15 protein-coding genes and 1 pseudogene are annotated in these 16,780 nt (G+C 35.7%); 8 read left to right on the top strand and 8 right to left on the bottom strand.

Annotation, left to right across the window (positions count from 1 at the left end; all coding sequences use genetic code 11):
• Positions 1-10: 10 nt before the first annotated feature.
• The 4 genes from AC1B0Z_RS03160 (at position 11) to AC1B0Z_RS03145 (ending at position 4,437) form a co-directional block, all read left to right on the top strand.
• Complete coding sequence (locus AC1B0Z_RS03160) at positions 11-1,117, top strand: ABC transporter permease (RefSeq protein WP_483794099.1); 1,107 nt, start codon at positions 11-13, stop codon at positions 1,115-1,117.
• 199 nt (positions 1,118-1,316) lie between these two features.
• Positions 1,317-2,165 carry an ABC transporter ATP-binding protein gene (locus tag AC1B0Z_RS03155; RefSeq protein ID WP_483794098.1) on the top strand — a complete coding sequence of 283 codons (849 nt, stop codon included), beginning with the start codon at positions 1,317-1,319 and terminating at the stop codon, positions 2,163-2,165.
• A 9-nt stretch (positions 2,166-2,174) separates the two neighbouring features.
• Positions 2,175-2,999, top strand: coding sequence for an ABC transporter ATP-binding protein (locus AC1B0Z_RS03150; RefSeq protein ID WP_483794097.1), 825 nt, complete (start codon positions 2,175-2,177; stop codon positions 2,997-2,999).
• A 145-nt stretch (positions 3,000-3,144) separates the two neighbouring features.
• The gene (locus AC1B0Z_RS03145; protein WP_483794096.1) at positions 3,145-4,437 is read left to right on the top strand and encodes an alginate export family protein; all 1,293 of its coding nucleotides are present in this window, start codon (positions 3,145-3,147) and stop codon (positions 4,435-4,437) included.
• Between the two features lie 164 nt (positions 4,438-4,601).
• Here AC1B0Z_RS03145 and AC1B0Z_RS03140 read toward each other — a convergent pair.
• The 4 genes and pseudogenes from AC1B0Z_RS03140 to AC1B0Z_RS03125 form a co-directional block, all read right to left on the bottom strand.
• Positions 4,602-4,856 (bottom strand): annotated as a pseudogene (locus tag AC1B0Z_RS03140) (IS3 family transposase); the annotation flags it as partial.
• 367 nt (positions 4,857-5,223) lie between these two features.
• Positions 5,224-5,559 (bottom strand): CCC motif membrane protein, encoded by a 336-nt coding sequence (locus AC1B0Z_RS03135; protein WP_483794095.1) that lies wholly within the window; start codon positions 5,557-5,559, stop codon positions 5,224-5,226.
• Between the two features lie 13 nt (positions 5,560-5,572).
• Positions 5,573-5,866 (bottom strand): DUF2752 domain-containing protein, encoded by a 294-nt coding sequence (locus tag AC1B0Z_RS03130; protein WP_483794094.1) that lies wholly within the window; start codon positions 5,864-5,866, stop codon positions 5,573-5,575.
• Between the two features lie 74 nt (positions 5,867-5,940).
• Positions 5,941-7,833 carry a T9SS type A sorting domain-containing protein gene (locus AC1B0Z_RS03125; RefSeq protein ID WP_483794093.1) on the bottom strand — a complete coding sequence of 631 codons (1,893 nt, stop codon included), beginning with the start codon at positions 7,831-7,833 and terminating at the stop codon, positions 5,941-5,943.
• Positions 7,834-8,095: 262 nt separating this feature from the next.
• Between AC1B0Z_RS03125 and AC1B0Z_RS03120 the strand changes: the two genes are divergently transcribed.
• Entirely contained in the window at positions 8,096-8,275 is a 180-nt protein-coding gene (locus tag AC1B0Z_RS03120; RefSeq protein WP_483794092.1) for a hypothetical protein, read from the top strand.
• 5 nt (positions 8,276-8,280) lie between these two features.
• A complete protein-coding gene (locus AC1B0Z_RS03115; RefSeq protein ID WP_483794091.1) occupies positions 8,281-8,838 on the top strand; it encodes a Smr/MutS family protein in 558 nt (185 codons plus the stop codon).
• Here the strand turns inward: AC1B0Z_RS03115 and AC1B0Z_RS03110 are convergent.
• The gene (locus AC1B0Z_RS03110) at positions 8,835-9,755 is read right to left on the bottom strand and encodes a hypothetical protein (protein WP_483794090.1); all 921 of its coding nucleotides are present in this window, start codon (positions 9,753-9,755) and stop codon (positions 8,835-8,837) included. The genes AC1B0Z_RS03115 and AC1B0Z_RS03110 overlap by 4 nt on opposite strands.
• A gap of 98 nt (positions 9,756-9,853) precedes the next feature.
• On the opposite strand from AC1B0Z_RS03110, the gene AC1B0Z_RS03105 reads away from it, so the two are divergent.
• Positions 9,854-11,002, top strand: a complete 1,149-nt coding sequence (locus AC1B0Z_RS03105; protein WP_483794089.1) for a cysteine desulfurase family protein — start codon at positions 9,854-9,856, stop codon at positions 11,000-11,002.
• 259 nt (positions 11,003-11,261) lie between these two features.
• Complete coding sequence (locus AC1B0Z_RS03100; RefSeq protein WP_483794088.1) at positions 11,262-12,569, top strand: hypothetical protein; 1,308 nt, start codon at positions 11,262-11,264, stop codon at positions 12,567-12,569.
• Positions 12,570-12,573: 4 nt separating this feature from the next.
• Here the strand turns inward: AC1B0Z_RS03100 and AC1B0Z_RS03095 are convergent, their stop codons facing one another.
• Genes AC1B0Z_RS03095 through AC1B0Z_RS03085 form a run of 3 tightly spaced genes read right to left on the bottom strand, consistent with a single transcriptional unit; the run spans position 12,574 to position 16,774 of the window.
• Positions 12,574-13,110, bottom strand: coding sequence for a PH domain-containing protein (locus AC1B0Z_RS03095; protein WP_483794087.1), 537 nt, complete (start codon positions 13,108-13,110; stop codon positions 12,574-12,576).
• A 2-nt stretch (positions 13,111-13,112) separates the two neighbouring features.
• A complete protein-coding gene (locus AC1B0Z_RS03090) occupies positions 13,113-14,309 on the bottom strand; it encodes an aspartyl protease family protein (RefSeq protein WP_483794086.1) in 1,197 nt (398 codons plus the stop codon).
• Positions 14,310-14,311: 2 nt separating this feature from the next.
• A complete protein-coding gene (locus AC1B0Z_RS03085; RefSeq protein ID WP_483794085.1) occupies positions 14,312-16,774 on the bottom strand; it encodes a TonB-dependent receptor in 2,463 nt (820 codons plus the stop codon).
• Positions 16,775-16,780 lie beyond the last annotated feature (6 nt).

Genomic DNA, 16,780 nt, shown 5'->3' with positions numbered 1-16,780 from the left:
ATAAAGAGTCATGAAGCAAAGTGTAACATTAGGAAAAGTAACCAAGTTTATGGGCTTAGGTTTTTTAAGCACGTTTAAAGACCTATTTACTGGGAAGCTGGAAAAAGAAGACTATAAAGCCTTTTTGCGTAAGGTAATTGTACCTATTGCTTCCGTTCTATTATTTATAGGGCTTTGGCACATGGGTGCAAAAGCGCTTTACAATGTTGAAGCTGATTTTAGAATTGAAAAAGCACTAAACGAACAAGGGCAAGCTGCTGCTGATGAAATGGCCGCTTGTATTGCTAGTGGCGACACTAGTTGTCAGCCTAACACCTTGCCATCGCCATCGCAAGTTTGGGCATCGTTCCAATCGTTACTAAAAGATCATGCTTTAATTAGCGCAGACAAAGCGGCTTTTATTGAAAAAACGGCAGCTTTAAATGAAAAAAGAATTGCGGAAGGTAAAGACGCAATTGTGTATACTGGACGTCCGTCTTTCGTAGATCAAATCTTTAGAAGTTTAAAAACGGTATTTGCAGGTTTCTTTTTAGCCTTATTAATTGCGGTGCCTCTTGGTATTTTTATTGGATTGAGTCCAGCGCTGAAAAGTGCGTTTAACTGGTTTATTCAGATTTTTAAACCAGTATCGCCAGTAGTTTGGTACTTATTAGTTTTTATGATTGTAAAAACCTTATTGATTGATTCTAGCGAGGATAGCTCGTTTACCATTTCCTTTATTAGTGTGGGCTTATGTTCTATGTGGGCAACCCTAGTAAATACTTCTATGGGTGTATCTTCAGTTGATAAAGATTATATAAATGTGGCGAAGGTTCTAAAATTAGGAAACTTTCAAAAGGTATTTAAGGTGGTGTTGCCATCGTCTTTACCATTAATCTTTACAGGTTTAAAAATTACCTTATCTGTAGCGTGGATGGTACTTATTGCTATTGAGCTTTTAGCACAGAGTCCTGGTTTAGGATTGTTTGTTTGGGAGGAATTCCAAAACGGCGCGAACGACTCGAACGCAAAAATTATAGTAGCCATGTTTGTAATTGGTATTATTGGTTTCTTATTAGATCGCTTGATGTTAGCCATTCAAAATGCAGTGTCTTTTGAGAAAACGGATGCGATATAAAATGACCGAAGACCGAAGTTTAGCTCGTTTGCGGATAAATAGATTATAAAATATGAGTAAGAGTTCCCCTCCTTGGAGGGGCTAGGGGTGGGTTTTGCGTTAGGGATTGAACGGCATGTTGGAGCTCTCCCGAAAGCTTTCGGGAAGCGACTAGTGAAAGCCCGACCCTTGTGGTAACGCCCAAATAAAACAAAAGATTATGGCATACTTAGAATTAAAAAATATTTACAAAACTTACGGTACTGGTGATAATGCTACTGAAGTGCTTTCTGATATTAATTTATCGATTGAGGAAGGTGAGTTTGTTGCGATTGTAGGATTTACAGGAAGTGGTAAAACTACTTTGGTAAACTTAATAAACGGACTGTTAGAGCCTACTAGCGGTGAGGTATTGTTTAAAGGAAAACCTGTGGTGGGGACAAGCCATGAACGGGGAGTGATTTTTCAGAATTACTCGTTATTACCTTGGTTAACCGTAGAGCAAAATGTGATGATGGCGGTAAAAGAGGCGTTCCCAAAACGTAAAAAAGAAGTGTATAAACGTAAAGCGGCACATTATATTGATATGGTGGGATTAACACCAGCCATAAATAAATTACCTAAAGAATTATCTGGTGGAATGCGCCAGCGTGTGGCTGTAGCGAGAGCTTTATCCATGAAACCTGATATGATTATTATGGATGAGCCTTTAGGAGCTTTGGATGCCTTGACGAGAGGCACGCTTCAAGATCAGATTTTAAATATTTGGGGTAAAGATAAGCGTACGGCTTTATTAATTACTAACGATGTGGACGAAGGAATTTATATGGCAGACCGTATTATTCCGTTACGTCCGGGACCAAATGCTACGTTAGGGCCAGAGTTTAAGATTGATATTGAGCGCCCACGTGATAAAACCGAAATGAACGATAACCCCAATTACAAAAAAACCAGAAATGCCATTATTGAGTATTTAATGGATATTGGTGCAGAACGTAAAGCACAGGCTACAGAGGAATTTGTTTTGCCAGATTTAGCACCAAAAGATTTTGTAAACCAATTTAGATAAAGATCAGTTATGAGCACTATAATTACAGATACAGCGACACCAGTACATAATGGCATTTTTCCTTCTGATGAAGTGATGCTTGATTTAAAAGATTTAAAAAAGGTTTATCCAACGCCAAAAGGCGACTACGTGGTATTGGAGCATTTGAATCTTCAAATTAGAAAAGAGGAATTCGTGACTATTATCGGGCATTCGGGTTGTGGTAAAACCACTATGCTGTCTATGATTGCGGGATTGAATCCTATTTCTGGTGGAAACATCTCCGTACTGGGAAAACACATTAAAGGTCCAGGGCCTGATAGAGGGGTGATTTTCCAAGCACCAAGTTTAATGCCTTGGATGACGGCTTTACAAAACGTGATGTTGGGTGTTAATCAGGTATTTCCGCATGCCACCAAGGCGCAACGTAATGATATTGCAAAATACTATTTACAGAAAGTAGGTTTAGAAGATGCATTTAATAAGCGTGCAACAGACTTGTCGCAAGGGATGCAGCAGCGTGTAGGTATTGCGCGTGCCTTTGCTATAAAACCAAAAGTATTATTACTGGATGAGCCTTTTGGTATGTTGGATTCACTAACGCGTGGTGAATTACAGGATACTCTAATAGACATCTGGAATAAAGAAAAAATTACTGCAGTGATGATTACCCACGATGTGGATGAAGCTATATTTTTAGCAGACCGCGTGGTGATGATGACTAGCGGCCCTCGTGCAAAAATTGGCGATGTTCTTGATATTGATTTTGAAAGACCAAGAACCAGAAAATCTGTGCTTGAACACGACGATTATTACAAATACAGAAAACACTTGATTGACTTTTTAGAGCACTAAGAAGCGCCATTTACAAATATTTATATCATAAAAATAGCTTACCAAAAAAATAAGGTTTTTTGGAAGCACAGGATAAATACAACCTAAAATCAAAAACAATTAATTAGAAAACTCGAACAAAAATTAAACTTAAAAACAAGTAAAAATGAGAAAACAATATGTATTAATAGGCTTGATGGCATTGATGATTCAATTTGCACAGGCGCAGTTTACTTTAGACGGTCAGTTTAGACCAAGAGCAGAATACAGAAACGGTTTCCAAAGCTTAATACCAGATGGCGCCGATGCAGGTTTTGCAATAAATACAAGAGCGCGTTTAAACGCAGGATACCAAACCGATGCATTTAAAGTGTATTTAAGCATTCAGGATTTACTGGTTTGGGGAGAAAACCCACAACTTATCCCTGTAGATGCCAATAATTCTTTATCGATTTTTGAAGCATGGGCAGATTTAAAATTAGGAGGTAACTGGTCCACTAAAATCGGTCGTCAAGTATTGTCTTATGACGATCAGCGTTTCTTTGGAGGCTTAGACTGGGCGCAACAAGGTAGAAATCACGATGTGGCTTTAATCCAGTATAAAGGCGATTTTGTTTTAGACTTAGGTTTTGCATTTAACCAAGATTTTGATAATGCAGCAGGTCCATTATTTGGTTTCCAAAATGTGGGTACGGGCTATCCAAATAACAATCCGTTTCAATACAAAACGATGCAACATTTGTATGCTAAAAAAGCTTGGGACGGTTTTGCGGCAAGTTTATTATTAGTAAACTATGGGCACCAAGCCTTTGATACTAACAATGATCCCGACGGTGTAAACAGTTTATTTACTGCTGGTACGCACCTAACATACAAAAACGGTGCTTTTGGGGCTGCTGCAAATGCCTTTATTCAAACCGGAGAATTCTTTAATGGTAGCACAGATGTAGGCGGTGCTTACTTATTAGGCTTAGAATTAACCTATAAAACATCAGATAAAGTAACATTAGGTGCTGGTGTTGAATTAATTAGTGGTGATGATGTAAGTACTACTGATAAGACGGAAGCATTTATCCCAACGTTTGGTACTAACCATAAGTTTAACGGTTTTATGGATTATTTCTACGTGGGCAACCACATTAATACCATCGGTTTATTTGATGTTCACGTTAGTGCTAACTTCAAGTTGAGCGATACCTCTAGCTTAATGGCAAAAGTGCTAAACTTTAGTGGTGACCAAGAATTACCAAGCGGAGAAAAATCTTTAGGTACTGAGATTGACATGGTGTATTCCAAGAAATTTAAAGGCTATGCCTTAAAGCTTGGATACTCGCATTTATTCGCTGCCGATGGTATGTACGAACTTAAAGGTGTTGCCGAAAGTGCTGCAAAAGACACCCAAAACTGGGCATGGGCGATGTTAATTATTAAGCCAAAATTTTTAAATACAGCGAAATAAGACGTTTAGTGTTTGTGTAAATTGGAAGTAATTTTCATAATACAAAGTGTTAATTAGTTTGATATTCCAATTTATAGAGTCCCGCTTAGTGCGGGACTCTTTCTTTAATGAAGTAGTTGGTTAATAATAAGTCGATTTTGTATCAACTTATTTCAGGACGAGACATCTTCTAGTTCCCGTTCTAATCGTTTTATCTTTTGGGCAGGGGTTTCTTTGGATCTTGGCAAAACTCTAGTTTTTGGTTTACTCCAGTCTAAAGTACCGTATTTTCTCAACCATACCAAAACTGTACTTCTACCTTGGATACCATAAACCTTTTGAATCTGTTTGTAAGTGTAATTGCCTTTTTCTACTTCAGATACAATAGCTGATTTAAAGCCTAAATTAACGTGAGTTCGATATAAGGTTTCCTTATTAATATACTGAAAAAGAACAAGTTGTCATTTCGACAGAGCGAGGAACGAGCGACGAGAAATCTCAAAAGCAATGAGATTCCTCCTCATCTCGCTTCGCTGCTGTATTTTCAATTAAAATATATTTTAATTTCAATAGTGTTCGGAATGACAGAATAAATCTTATTTTACAGATATTTAGCTGTTTAAATTGCAGTTTACGTCGAACTCACGTTAAATTATAATCACGCTGGGTGCGCTTTACTAGCCTGTTGTCTTGGTCTTTTATAATAAGTCGATTTTGTATCAACTTATTTCAGGACGAGATACGGTGATAAAAAAAAGCCTTGAAGTAAAATTTCAAGGCTTTTCTTGTTGTATGAAAGTTAGTTTATTAACTGCCCAAACCCAATTGCTCCATAGCTTCTTGTTGTTGCTCCATATAAGCTTCCCAGCCTCCTGCAGAAATAATTTGGAAAATAGACAATGCCAAAGCAACTACGCCTAAAACTAAACCAATTATAGCAATAGTCTTTGCAGTTTTCAATTGACTGAAATTACTATACAATTCAGGATTCTCTTGATATAACTTTGTGTCTTTATTTACTAAAAACAAGGCTATACCCGAAAATAGTAAACCTCCGATACCCATACTACAGCAGCAAGCTATAAAAGATATTATCCCAAGGATTAAAGCGATGGTTGCATTAGGTAATTTTTGTTGTTCCATAATTTTAGATGTGTTAAATTAAAATTTTAAAAGCATAGCTTCCTACTATGATGGCAACATTTAATATTGCCAATATTATAATTATTCTATTTGAAGATTTAAAAGGTTTCACAGTATTGATGCCAACAACCAGAAATAATAATACCAATGTGTAAATGGCAGGATACATTTTAAATGCTTCGATAAATTCACCTTGTATTAATAACGAAAAGCTACGTTGTAAGCCACAACCCATGCATTCTACACCCAAAAACTTCTTGTTTAGGCAAGGGAGCATGTATTTTTCTAATTCACTTAATAGTAACATCAACACGTTATTTGTGCTAAATATAATGAAAATGAGAGAATTTAAATGCGAAAGGAATTTAAGAAATAGTAATTTTAATTACCAGAGATAACAACCTTTTTGTTAAGTATTTGATTATCTGATAATTTTAAGGATACAACGTAAACACCAGAACTTAATGATTTTGTGGATATACTATTTTTGCGCTTGTTGGAAAGTATAGTTTTATCCATTACCAACTTACCAGAAACATCGTAAAGGGTTACTTGGTGTATTTCAAGACGATTTGGATTAATTATCTCTAGCTGGTGACGTCTTGAGTTTTCAAAAATTTTGAAATCTGATATGCTTACAATTACAGTATCTAGGGTACTTTGTTTACTAAATGTGATTTCAAATCTGTCGTTGTAAACACCTTCATCTAAATTTATGCTGAATGTATTATTTTTAATATCAGTATAGGTGTTGCTTAGTTTGTCATGAACATAAATCTCCACATTTTCAGGGATAGATTTAAGCTTGAAAATAGATAAATCAAAAGGTGTATTGTCTTTATTAGTTTTTAATCCTAATGGAATTCTTACAGATTCATCATATGCTATTGATTTGATAGCTAGTGGAATATCTTCTGATATTAGGTAGGCATCATTATCTAGTGTTACATCCCCGTATTTACCATCAAAATTATTATTGTAGGTGTAATTGTTAGGCGTGCCTTTTCTAAAAGCGATAAGGTTTTCCCTAAAAAATGCATTGTTAACTTTAGTATGAATTCTTATTTCTGGTGTAATTGTAGGGGTGTTTATAATAGATTCATAATCAATACCATTATGAGACTGTGGTATGCGCTTTTTCTCAGATACACTATTTTTACCAGAGTTATTTTTTGCAAAAACAGACCCGTTTAGATTAGCTGGGTCTTCTGGAAAATAAACACGCATGGCATTTGTGAAAATAGCTTGATTTCCTGGTGGGGATGCTGCATCGCCTGGATTTATTTTACTACTAATCATAAAACCTTGACCTACAGCTGCAAATCTTCTTTCGTTATTTGGGGCAAAGTCCGTACCAGTTCCCAGATTTAATCCATTGCTGCCTCCATAATTATCATATGTTGTAAAAGTGGCGGGAACATAATTACCATTATCGGTGTCTACTGCTAAATCTCCTGCAGTATAAATACCGTAACCGCCTTGGTAATCTAGAAGGTTATGAGAGCCTACGGCTTGTTGTTCCCAGAAATATATTTCACCATTAATATAAGATATAGTTGGGTGTCCAGTGCCTCCATCGGCTACACTTGTATTAGCTTTTACAAATTCCTTTAAATCCAAGGCAGATGGATAGGGGTTTCCTGTAAGTGTTTCTACCTGGTTTGTTGATCCGGAGTTAGGATCTGAATCTACGCCACTAAAATAACAATCAACAAAAATATCGCCATTATTAGGTCTGCCTCTGAAATCCAAAACATTGTTTACATTCGGGCTACCTTTCAATGTAAATCCATAGCCTGTCGGTATATTGCCAGTGTTTAACTGATTTACCCAATCCGCATAACCGCCACCCGAAATTAGGGTAAATATCCAATATGAAGCTAGTTGTGTAGCAGTACCATTATATGAATTACCGATAAAACCGTAAGGAGCAGATGTTACATTTGTTAAGTCTGTATGGTCTGCAGGATCATGAATATTAGTGCCGTCAAAATCCACATTCTCATTCACAATACCTTCTGCACTTACACCAACTGGCGAGCACCAAAAGTTGTACTCATAAATTCCAGTAGTTTGATTTTGGTAAATTGAGAGTTCCCCAGCATCAGAGTTTTTTGTATCCGTATTTTGAAGTAGTTGTGCATCACCTCTCATATAAATATTAGATGTGGTGGTTTCCAATCTAATATCATTATTTACAAAAAGCACAATGTCCCTAGCATAGAGGTATGAGTTATCGTCAACATACAAGTCTTGAGAAAAAGAAGCACTCAAGCCAAACCATATAAAGCAATATATAAGGAAGTGCTTTAAGGTAAAACTGAGGCACACAGAACTAAACGTTCTTGTTGTAGGAGTAGGAAAATTCATTGTCTTTTAGGGCTTTTATGAGCGAATATACAAAATTTTATCATTTCAGCAGATTTATTTGTATTTCAACGGCATTTTATTTTTTAAATTTAGCTCCTCTTATTAAAAAGATGTCGCTGTTTTCATGTAAATTTGTGTCACTGTATTAAAGCAGCTCTATCCTCGTATGAAATACCTTAGTTACATTTTGATTCTATTAGGTGCTATTATTGCTATTTATGCTAAAGCCGGCGAAGAGCAGAATCAGTATATTTTGATTGCTGGTATAGTTGTTTTAATGATAGGTGTTTATAGAATAGCTAAGACTATTCCTAGTAAAAAGGATCATGAAGAAGACGATAATTAGTTCTAATGGCTATTAAGATAGGAGATACGGTTTTAGTTTTAGACGATGACCTCGCAGGTGTTGTTAAGATGATTAAGGGCAACGAACTAACATTAGAAACTGAAGACGGTTTTTTATTAAGTTTTGCTGAAAGTGAATTAGTGTTAGTGCATAGTGCGGATGCTATGATTGAAAATACGCTTAACACGTCTAATATTAAAGATGTCATCGCAGAAAAGGAAGCTGTTAAAAGAAAATCTTCTAAGCGTATAAAACCAAAAGAGCGATCTCAAACAGCAATGGAGGTAGATTTGCATATCCATCATTTGGTGAAATCATCTCGTGGTTTGACAAATTTTGAAATGCTTGACCTACAATTACAGACCGCGAAGCGTCAACTGGAATTTGCCATTGCCAAACGTATTCAACGTATTGTTTTTATACATGGCGTAGGTGAGGGGGTTCTAAAACAAGAACTGGAGACTTTATTTAGGCGCTATGATAACATCAAGTATTACGATGCCAATTTTCAGAAATATGGATTCGGTGCTACCGAAGTTTATGTTTACCAAAATGTGAATTAAGGAAATTCTGGGGTGATTTCTGTGGTTCCTGATAAGGTTTCTCCAGTTAAAACACCAAAGTCAAATTCATCCTGAGATAAAAAATCAATGCTTATTTCAGATACAACAAGCCTAACAACAAATACTCTAAAAATCTTATGCTCTCTATATGCAGAAGCAGGAACAGTATTAGCAACATTCGGATTTATATAATCTGGACCAACATCACTATTCGTGATATCATCTAAAGGGTTTTGGTTTGGTGTATCGTTTTCTTCATCTCTTGTTAATACGCCGTCGCCATCATCGTCACTATCTAGATAATCTGGGGTACCATCTCCATCGGTATCCTGGGCATCAGAGAGGTCTCCATCTCCATTAGGGTCTGGGTTCTCATTTATGGTAAGTACATTATCACCATCGTCGTCTTGATCTAAATAGTCAGGTAGTTCATCACCATCAGTATTTTGCGCATCTATAAAATCCCCATCTCCATTTGGGTCTTGGTTTTCAAGTTCAGCAGAAATACCATCATTATCATCTTCGGTAAAAGTTCTAATGATTGTGGCGACCGCAGTCGCATCATTTTGATCAACTACGATATTTAAACCCTCTGGAGGGATACTAGAGCAGAATAAATCATTTGGCAACTCAACTCTGTCATAGGTTCTATAGGTGAAGCGCACATTGGGCTTAGGTATTACTAGAGAATCATTATCTGGCTCTTCCTCAAATATATCATCTAAGGTATAGCTTGATATTAATACCGAAACAGTTTCTGATGGATCTTCTTTTTCTTTATACAATAAAAGGTCTGCTTCACCACAAGCCACAAACGTATCATCGAAATCAAATTCAAAATCAATCACATCACCGTCGCTACATGAAAAAATAACTAGAAAGCCATATGATAAAAGCAGTGATAGTAGACGTCTCATAGAATTAAATTTTAAGCAAAAATAATAGAATTGTATATATAACGTCTCTAATTATTAATAATTTTATTTGACCTATTTTTGTTAAAAATTTAGAAAGGATGCAACAGGTATATTTTGATAATGCTGCTACTACTCAAATGCGAGAAGAAGTTATTTCTACGATAACGGATGTGTTAAAAAATAATTATGGAAATGCTTCATCTTCATATAGTTTGGGAAGGTATTCTAAATCTTTAATTGAAAACTCTAGAAAGGTGATAGCAAAGATTTTAAACGCCTCTTCCAGTGAAATTATTTTTACTTCTGGTGGCACCGAAGCTGATAATTTCGCATTGCGAAGTGCAGTAAGAGACCTTGGTGTAAAACATATCATTACTTCTAAAATTGAACACCATGCTGTTTTACATACTGTTGAGGCTTTGAAGAAGGAGTACAGTATTGAAGTTTCTTTTGTTGGTATGGATGAAAAGGGAACCATTAACTACAATGAACTTGAGCAACTTTTAAAGAATGATAGCACTAAGACATTAGTTAGCTTAATGTTGGTTAACAATGAAATCGGGAATATTCTAGATATAAAAAAGGTGGCACACATGTGCGAAGTCTATAATGCTTTGTTTCACACTGATGCTGTACAGGCTATAGGACACTATAATTTGGATTTACAAAATATTAAAGTAGATTTTCTAGCTGCAAGCGCACACAAATTACATGGGCCCAAAGGCATTGGTTTTGCTTATGTAAGAAAGAACACCCACATAAACCCATTGATTTTTGGGGGAGAACAAGAGCGAGGTTTGAGGGCAGGTACTGAAAGCGTTCATAACATAGTTGGGCTTGAAAAAGCCATGACCGCGGCTTATGAAAACTTAGATTCTGAGACTGAATACATTAAGGGGCTAAAATCTTATTTCATTTCAAAAGTTAAAGATGAAATCCCTAATGCTGCATTCAACGGACTGTCTGCGGATTTAGACAGGAGCACTTATACACTCGTTAATTTGCGATTACCAATTGCTGCGAACAAATCCGCAATGTTTCTGTTTCAATTGGATTTAAAAGGAATAGCATGTTCAAAAGGTAGTGCGTGCCAAAGTGGAAGTTCCCAAAAATCTCATGTATTATCTGAAATATTAAATGCTGAAGATTTAGAAAACCCGTCAATTCGTTTTTCATTTAGTATCTACAATACTAAGGATGAAATTGATTACGTGGTTGGTATTTTGAAAGATTATATAAACGACTAAAAGTACGTGATTTAGCGTAATAAATTCTTCCAAAAATTTTAATCATTTTCATTTTATCCATTAAATTTGTTTTTAATCGATATAATAGTTAACTTAGTTGTGCTATTTTTAAAGAAATGTCTCTCGTAACAAAACCCAAATTATTTGTAATGAAGAGATTTATCTTTTTTCAATTAGCAATACCTATTGTCAAATAGGTATCGGGAATACCAATCCTGATCCATCAGCTCTTTTAGATGTTACATCAACAACTCAAGGGATGTTGGCGCCAAGAATGACTACTGCGCAGCGTACTGCAATTGCAAGTCCTGCGGAAGGTTTATTGGTGTTTGATACAGATGAGGACGTATTCTACTTTTATGATAGTACAGGATGGCTACCCTTGGAAAGCGCTCCTGTTAGGGATAATTATAAGCTAATAAAAAATGCTACGGATTTGGCTGATGAATTAACCGCAGGAGGAGGCACAACTTATTTATTGGATGAGAATACCTATTATGAGATAAATGGCACCATTGTGTTAGCGGCTCCGATTGATCTAAACAATGCATACATTTCTGGTTTAGATGCTAATGAAGATATTTTAGTTTATGTGGGCGGCACTATCTTTGCTGGCTCAAACGGTGGCTCCATTAGGAATTTAACTTTGACTGCTCCTGGTGGTAGCATTTTTAATTTAACAGGAACACTTGCCGAAACGCTGATTTTTCAAAACTCTATAATTGCCAATGCTAATAATGTCGGCGCTATTGATACGTTTGGGGTTGTATTTATGAATATAATTCAATTAGTAGGAAATGCTAATGGAATAGTATATACAGACATTGATGATTTATTGCTTAGTAATGTTGCATGGTTTGATAGTAATGGTGGTACTTTTGAAACCTATTTGGGAACATTCTCTTTAATAGAAAAAGTAAGTGGATTTTGCATAGTACCAGCTTTAGCAACTGGTATTGATGTAAGCTCAGATCCTGCAGTTTCTACGGGTGTTATTAATAGTACCACATTTTCCGGGGCTGGCACTTATATTAATGGCTATACAACTGGTTCATATGCTGGATATAATTTTGACAAAGCATGGGACATAAATTGCCCAGGTATCCCTGTAGAATCTGATGCATCTGCAACAGGATATTATTATATGGCTGGAAATACCACAAATACAAACTTTGTGACAAATAATGTTGCAGTTAAAGTAGGTGGTGCAACCATATCAGATGGTCTATTTAGAATGTCGTCGACAGATAATAGATTGGTATACGAGGGTAGGGAGGCAAGAGAATTTCAAGTTATTTGTACTGGGGCTTTAGACCATGACACCACTGCAACTCCAAACGGAAGGATATATGAGTTTTTTTTAAGTAAAACACCAAATGGCGGGTCTCCAGCTATAGTGAACTCTGTTTCTTCTGAGAGGCGTTTTTCAAATAATGATGTTGGTAATTTCTCTATGGTAGGTTTAATCAATCTTGCGCCAGGGGATGCCATAGAAATCTGGGTGTCAGTAAATAATGCCGCAAATATTGATACGGATTTTTCAAGATTAAATGTGATTTTAAAATAGAAAACTATTTTTGATTTTTTCTAATATCAAGTAAAATTTCTTTTATATCTTCTAGTAAAACTTCCGTTTTATCTTTTTCATTATTAGTAGATTGTACTGAGCCTGAGTTGTTTTGAAGTAGCTCCCTTTGTTCTAAAACAGTTGTTTTAAAATCATGAGCATCAACAATTCCAATAAGTTTCATGTCGCTTCCCTTGGGATTACTATTACCAGCGGTTTCAATTTTTAAAACTCTCAAGTCTAGATATTTTAGAATAGGGTTCTCAATAAAGGTTAAATCTTGAATGTTTTCCAAAGGAATCGTTTTTTCAACTCTAAAAAACACCCCTTTTTTAAACTCCAAATGTTTAGTTGTGAGTTGGCACTCTAAACTGTTATAATATTTTTTACCAATATGCTGCCCCAAACCTAAGAGCCATACAATAAGGATCGGGATTCCGATAATTGAAATGAACAGAAAGAATGAAACCACCAAAACAATATATGTCTTTATGTTTTTGCTAAATGTAGCTTGTTGGATTAATTTTACTTCGGGTTTCATAGTTAATCTTGAAAAGTTCGTTTTAGTGTAAATCTGTTGATTTTGTTGTATTTATTTTTGAATGCTATCTCCAAAGTATCTGAAGATTTAAAAGGTGATTCCTTTGTAATTAAGTCACATACATTAGCATTTGAAAATTTAATATTGTTTATACTGACAATTTCATCCCCATAACTTATTTTATCCTTCAATTGTTTGTCCCAGACCACACCCACTATTAGTTTATTGTTTTGAACTATAGGAGTAAAACCCAATTGCTTTTCCCTTAGATTTGCTGTTTCGTTAAAACTATTAAAATAAAAATGACGCTTTCTAAAATCAAAAGTTACCACACCGTATTTAAAAATATCAGAACCAATTCTTGAATTCTTATCATCTGTTGTTTCGGTCATTACATTGGTAAATACATGGTTGTTAATTGAAATTTCAGGGATTGTCAATCTATATGTCGTGTTGGCCTCTGATGCTCCAAAAAGCCCAATGCCAGCAGAACCTTCACTACTTAAAATATGTTTGGCTACTTTTTGTTCCTTAAATAAGCTTAAGCGCCGTTTGCTCATATCGTAAAACCCACTTGCTCCAGTATCAAATAATAGCTTTTCTGAAACGTTGTTTTTACCCTTTAGCTGTATTTCAATATATGGACTACCTTGACCATTATTAATAAATAGTTTTGTAGGCGTCTCACTTTTTAAATCTAAATTATCAATAGAATTTGTAAGTATGAGCTCCTGCGTTTTTGAATTTATTTGAACGATAGATTTCTGCAGCAGATTGCTTCCGATTATGCCATCAATCTCAAAACAGTCAAAAAGGATATTATTATCGCCATCAAACACCAAAGCACTTGTATTTGCAAACTCTAAATCTCCAATCGTAATTGACTGAAGCGTGGTTAAATCCATACGCTGCTTTCTATCATTAGAGTCTGATACCGTTAGGGTTTTTTTTGAAGAATGTTTTACAACGTTTAATAGGTTTGATGAAATAACGTTCGGGGCTCCCGTATCAAATAAAAAATAATAAGTGCTGTCTTGAATACTTACAGGGATTATTATTTTACCTCTTACGTCCTTATACTTTATTGCGGTAAAATATTTTTTGCTGCTGGTTTTACCTGTTTTGAATTTTGTTTTTTGGGCATAAGTGAAAGCAATGCTCAGTAAGCATAAACTTAAATTTATAAGCGTTTTTTTCATGATTAGAATTTCATGGTAGTCCTCACATTAAACACCCGAGGCGTTAAAAAGTTTGGGATAGCAAATTGTCGTTTGCTATACACATCCCTTACCCAAGTATTTGTTATTGAGTTTTGTACATCAAAAATATTGAATATTTCAACACCAAATGAAAGTTGTTTGAACGGTTTTTTCCATCCGCTTTGGAATTGCTTGTTTTCATCAACCAATACAAATTGAAAACCAACGTCGGCTCTTTTGTAATCTGGCAACCTAAGTTGAAAATCATAAGGATCTGCGTAACTTGGAGAACCTCCGGGCAATCCAGTATTATACACCAAATTGAGATAAACCCTCATATTTGGTATATTAGGCACATAATCTTGAAATAATGCAGCAAATTTTAAACGTTGATCTGTTGGTCTTGAAATAAAACCTCGATTATCTATGTTTTCTTCTGTTTTTAAATATCCAAAACTAAACCAGGACTCAGTTCCGGGAACAAACTCCCCATTTAAACGCATGTCTAATCCATAAGCATAAGCTTTTGCATTGTTTCTAGCACGATAGCGAATACGAACATTTTCTAATGTATATGGGTTTACATCCGTTAGGTTTTTATAGAACACTTCTGAAGTTAGTTTAAAAGGACGATCCCACATTTTGAAACTATAATCGTTACCTAAAACCAAATGAAATGATTTTTGGGCCTTTACATTGGGTTGAACCGTTCCCGTAGAATCTCTTAGCTCGCGATAGAAGGGAGGTTGGTAATACAATCCAGCAGCAGCCCTAAACAGCATATCCTTCTTCCAGTTTGGCTTTATGGCAAATTGTGCACGTGGACTAACAACCGTTTGGTTTGATGATGCAATGCCATCTCCAGACACACTCCAGTTGTGCACACGAACACCCGCATTGTACCACACATCACTTTCGCCTAATGTAGCCCGTTTACTCCATTGCCCATATGCCTGAATCCTGTTAATTTTAGTGTTGTTCCTGGCTCTAACATTGGTAAAAGGTGTTATTGAGCCTTCATACGGTGTATAAGGTTGCTCGTTAATGGGGATGGTTCTTGGAGGTCTTACAGAAAAACCTGCTGAATCAATAACTTCCCATTCTACTAAACGGTCTCTAATATCTTCGTTCGTATACTTTATCGACCATTCAAATCTGTTATCATCAACTTTTAGATCTCCTTTTGCTTGCACCGTCGAAATCAACGCATCCAAATCATTTCTTCCGTGGTTTAGTTGACTTCCAATGCCTTCGCTAAATTCAACTTCTCCTAAATTTTCATCGCCAATATTGCTATTTACCTCTCCTAAATTGTACTGTGCCAAAATATCGAAGTACTCTTCCTCTGTAGTGTGATATGTTGAAGCCGTCAAGCTAAGGGTTAAATCGTCATTGGCAAAATATGTACCTTGAAACGCCCCAAAATACGTTTGATATTCTGTTTTTTCCTGACCTTCATAAAATACTATTAAAGCTACAGGGTCTGCCAACGTACCAAAATTGGTTTGTCGCGTTAAGGGCTCGTAATCATATTTGTTTAACGATGCGTTACCTAGAAAGCTTAAATGGAATTTATTGGTGAATTTATAATTGAAATATCCTTGTAAATCAGCGAAAACAGGGCGGAAGTTGGTTTGTGTTTGTTTTGCATTGACAAACAGGTTGTTGTTGCGATACCTCGCGCCAACGATACTGGTGAATTTTGAATCCTTACTTATATTTTCAACAGATACGGCTGCCCCGAGCAAACTTAAATCGGCATTTACTTCAAATTGATAAGGCGTTTTATAGGTAATATCTAAAACAGAGGATAGTTTATCTCCATATTTAGCCTGAAAACCACCTGCTGAAAAATCTACGTTTTGCACTAAATCAGGGTTTACAAAACTTAAGCCTTCCTGTTGACCAGAGCGCACTAAAAATGGACGGTATACTTCTATCCCATTAATGTAAACTAAGTTTTCATCATAATTCCCGCCTCTTACCGAATATTGTGTGCTTAATTCATTATTGTTATTAACTCCTGGAAGTGATAATAATAAGTTCTCAACACCTGCATTTGCTCCAGGAATTTTTTTAACGGTTTCTCTATCTAAGGTTATAATGCCTTCAACTTCCTTTCTACGTGTTCCAGATATCACAACTTCGTTTATTTGTTCAACTGAAGTTCTCATTACCGGATAAAACTCTTTAATTACGCCATTTTTTAAATTAAAGGTAACAACCACTTTTTTGTGTGAAATATGAGTAAACTCTAGAGTTACATCTTGATTCGCAGGAATACCCAAAGTATAAAAACCGTTTTCGTTGGTTTGGGTGCCTATACTACCAGTTTTAACGGATACATTTTGGATGGGTTTACTGTTTTCATCAAGAATAACACCTTTTATTGTGGCTTGCTGACCAAAACTTATTAGCAATGTAAATACGAAAAGAGTTGTGGTTAAGATGTAACGCGTTTTCAAAAGCAG

Source organism: Hyunsoonleella sp. J2K-J805 (assembly GCF_057167125.1).
Note: the sequence above shows the minus strand (reverse complement) of the source record. Positions and strands in the feature narration are given on the sequence as shown.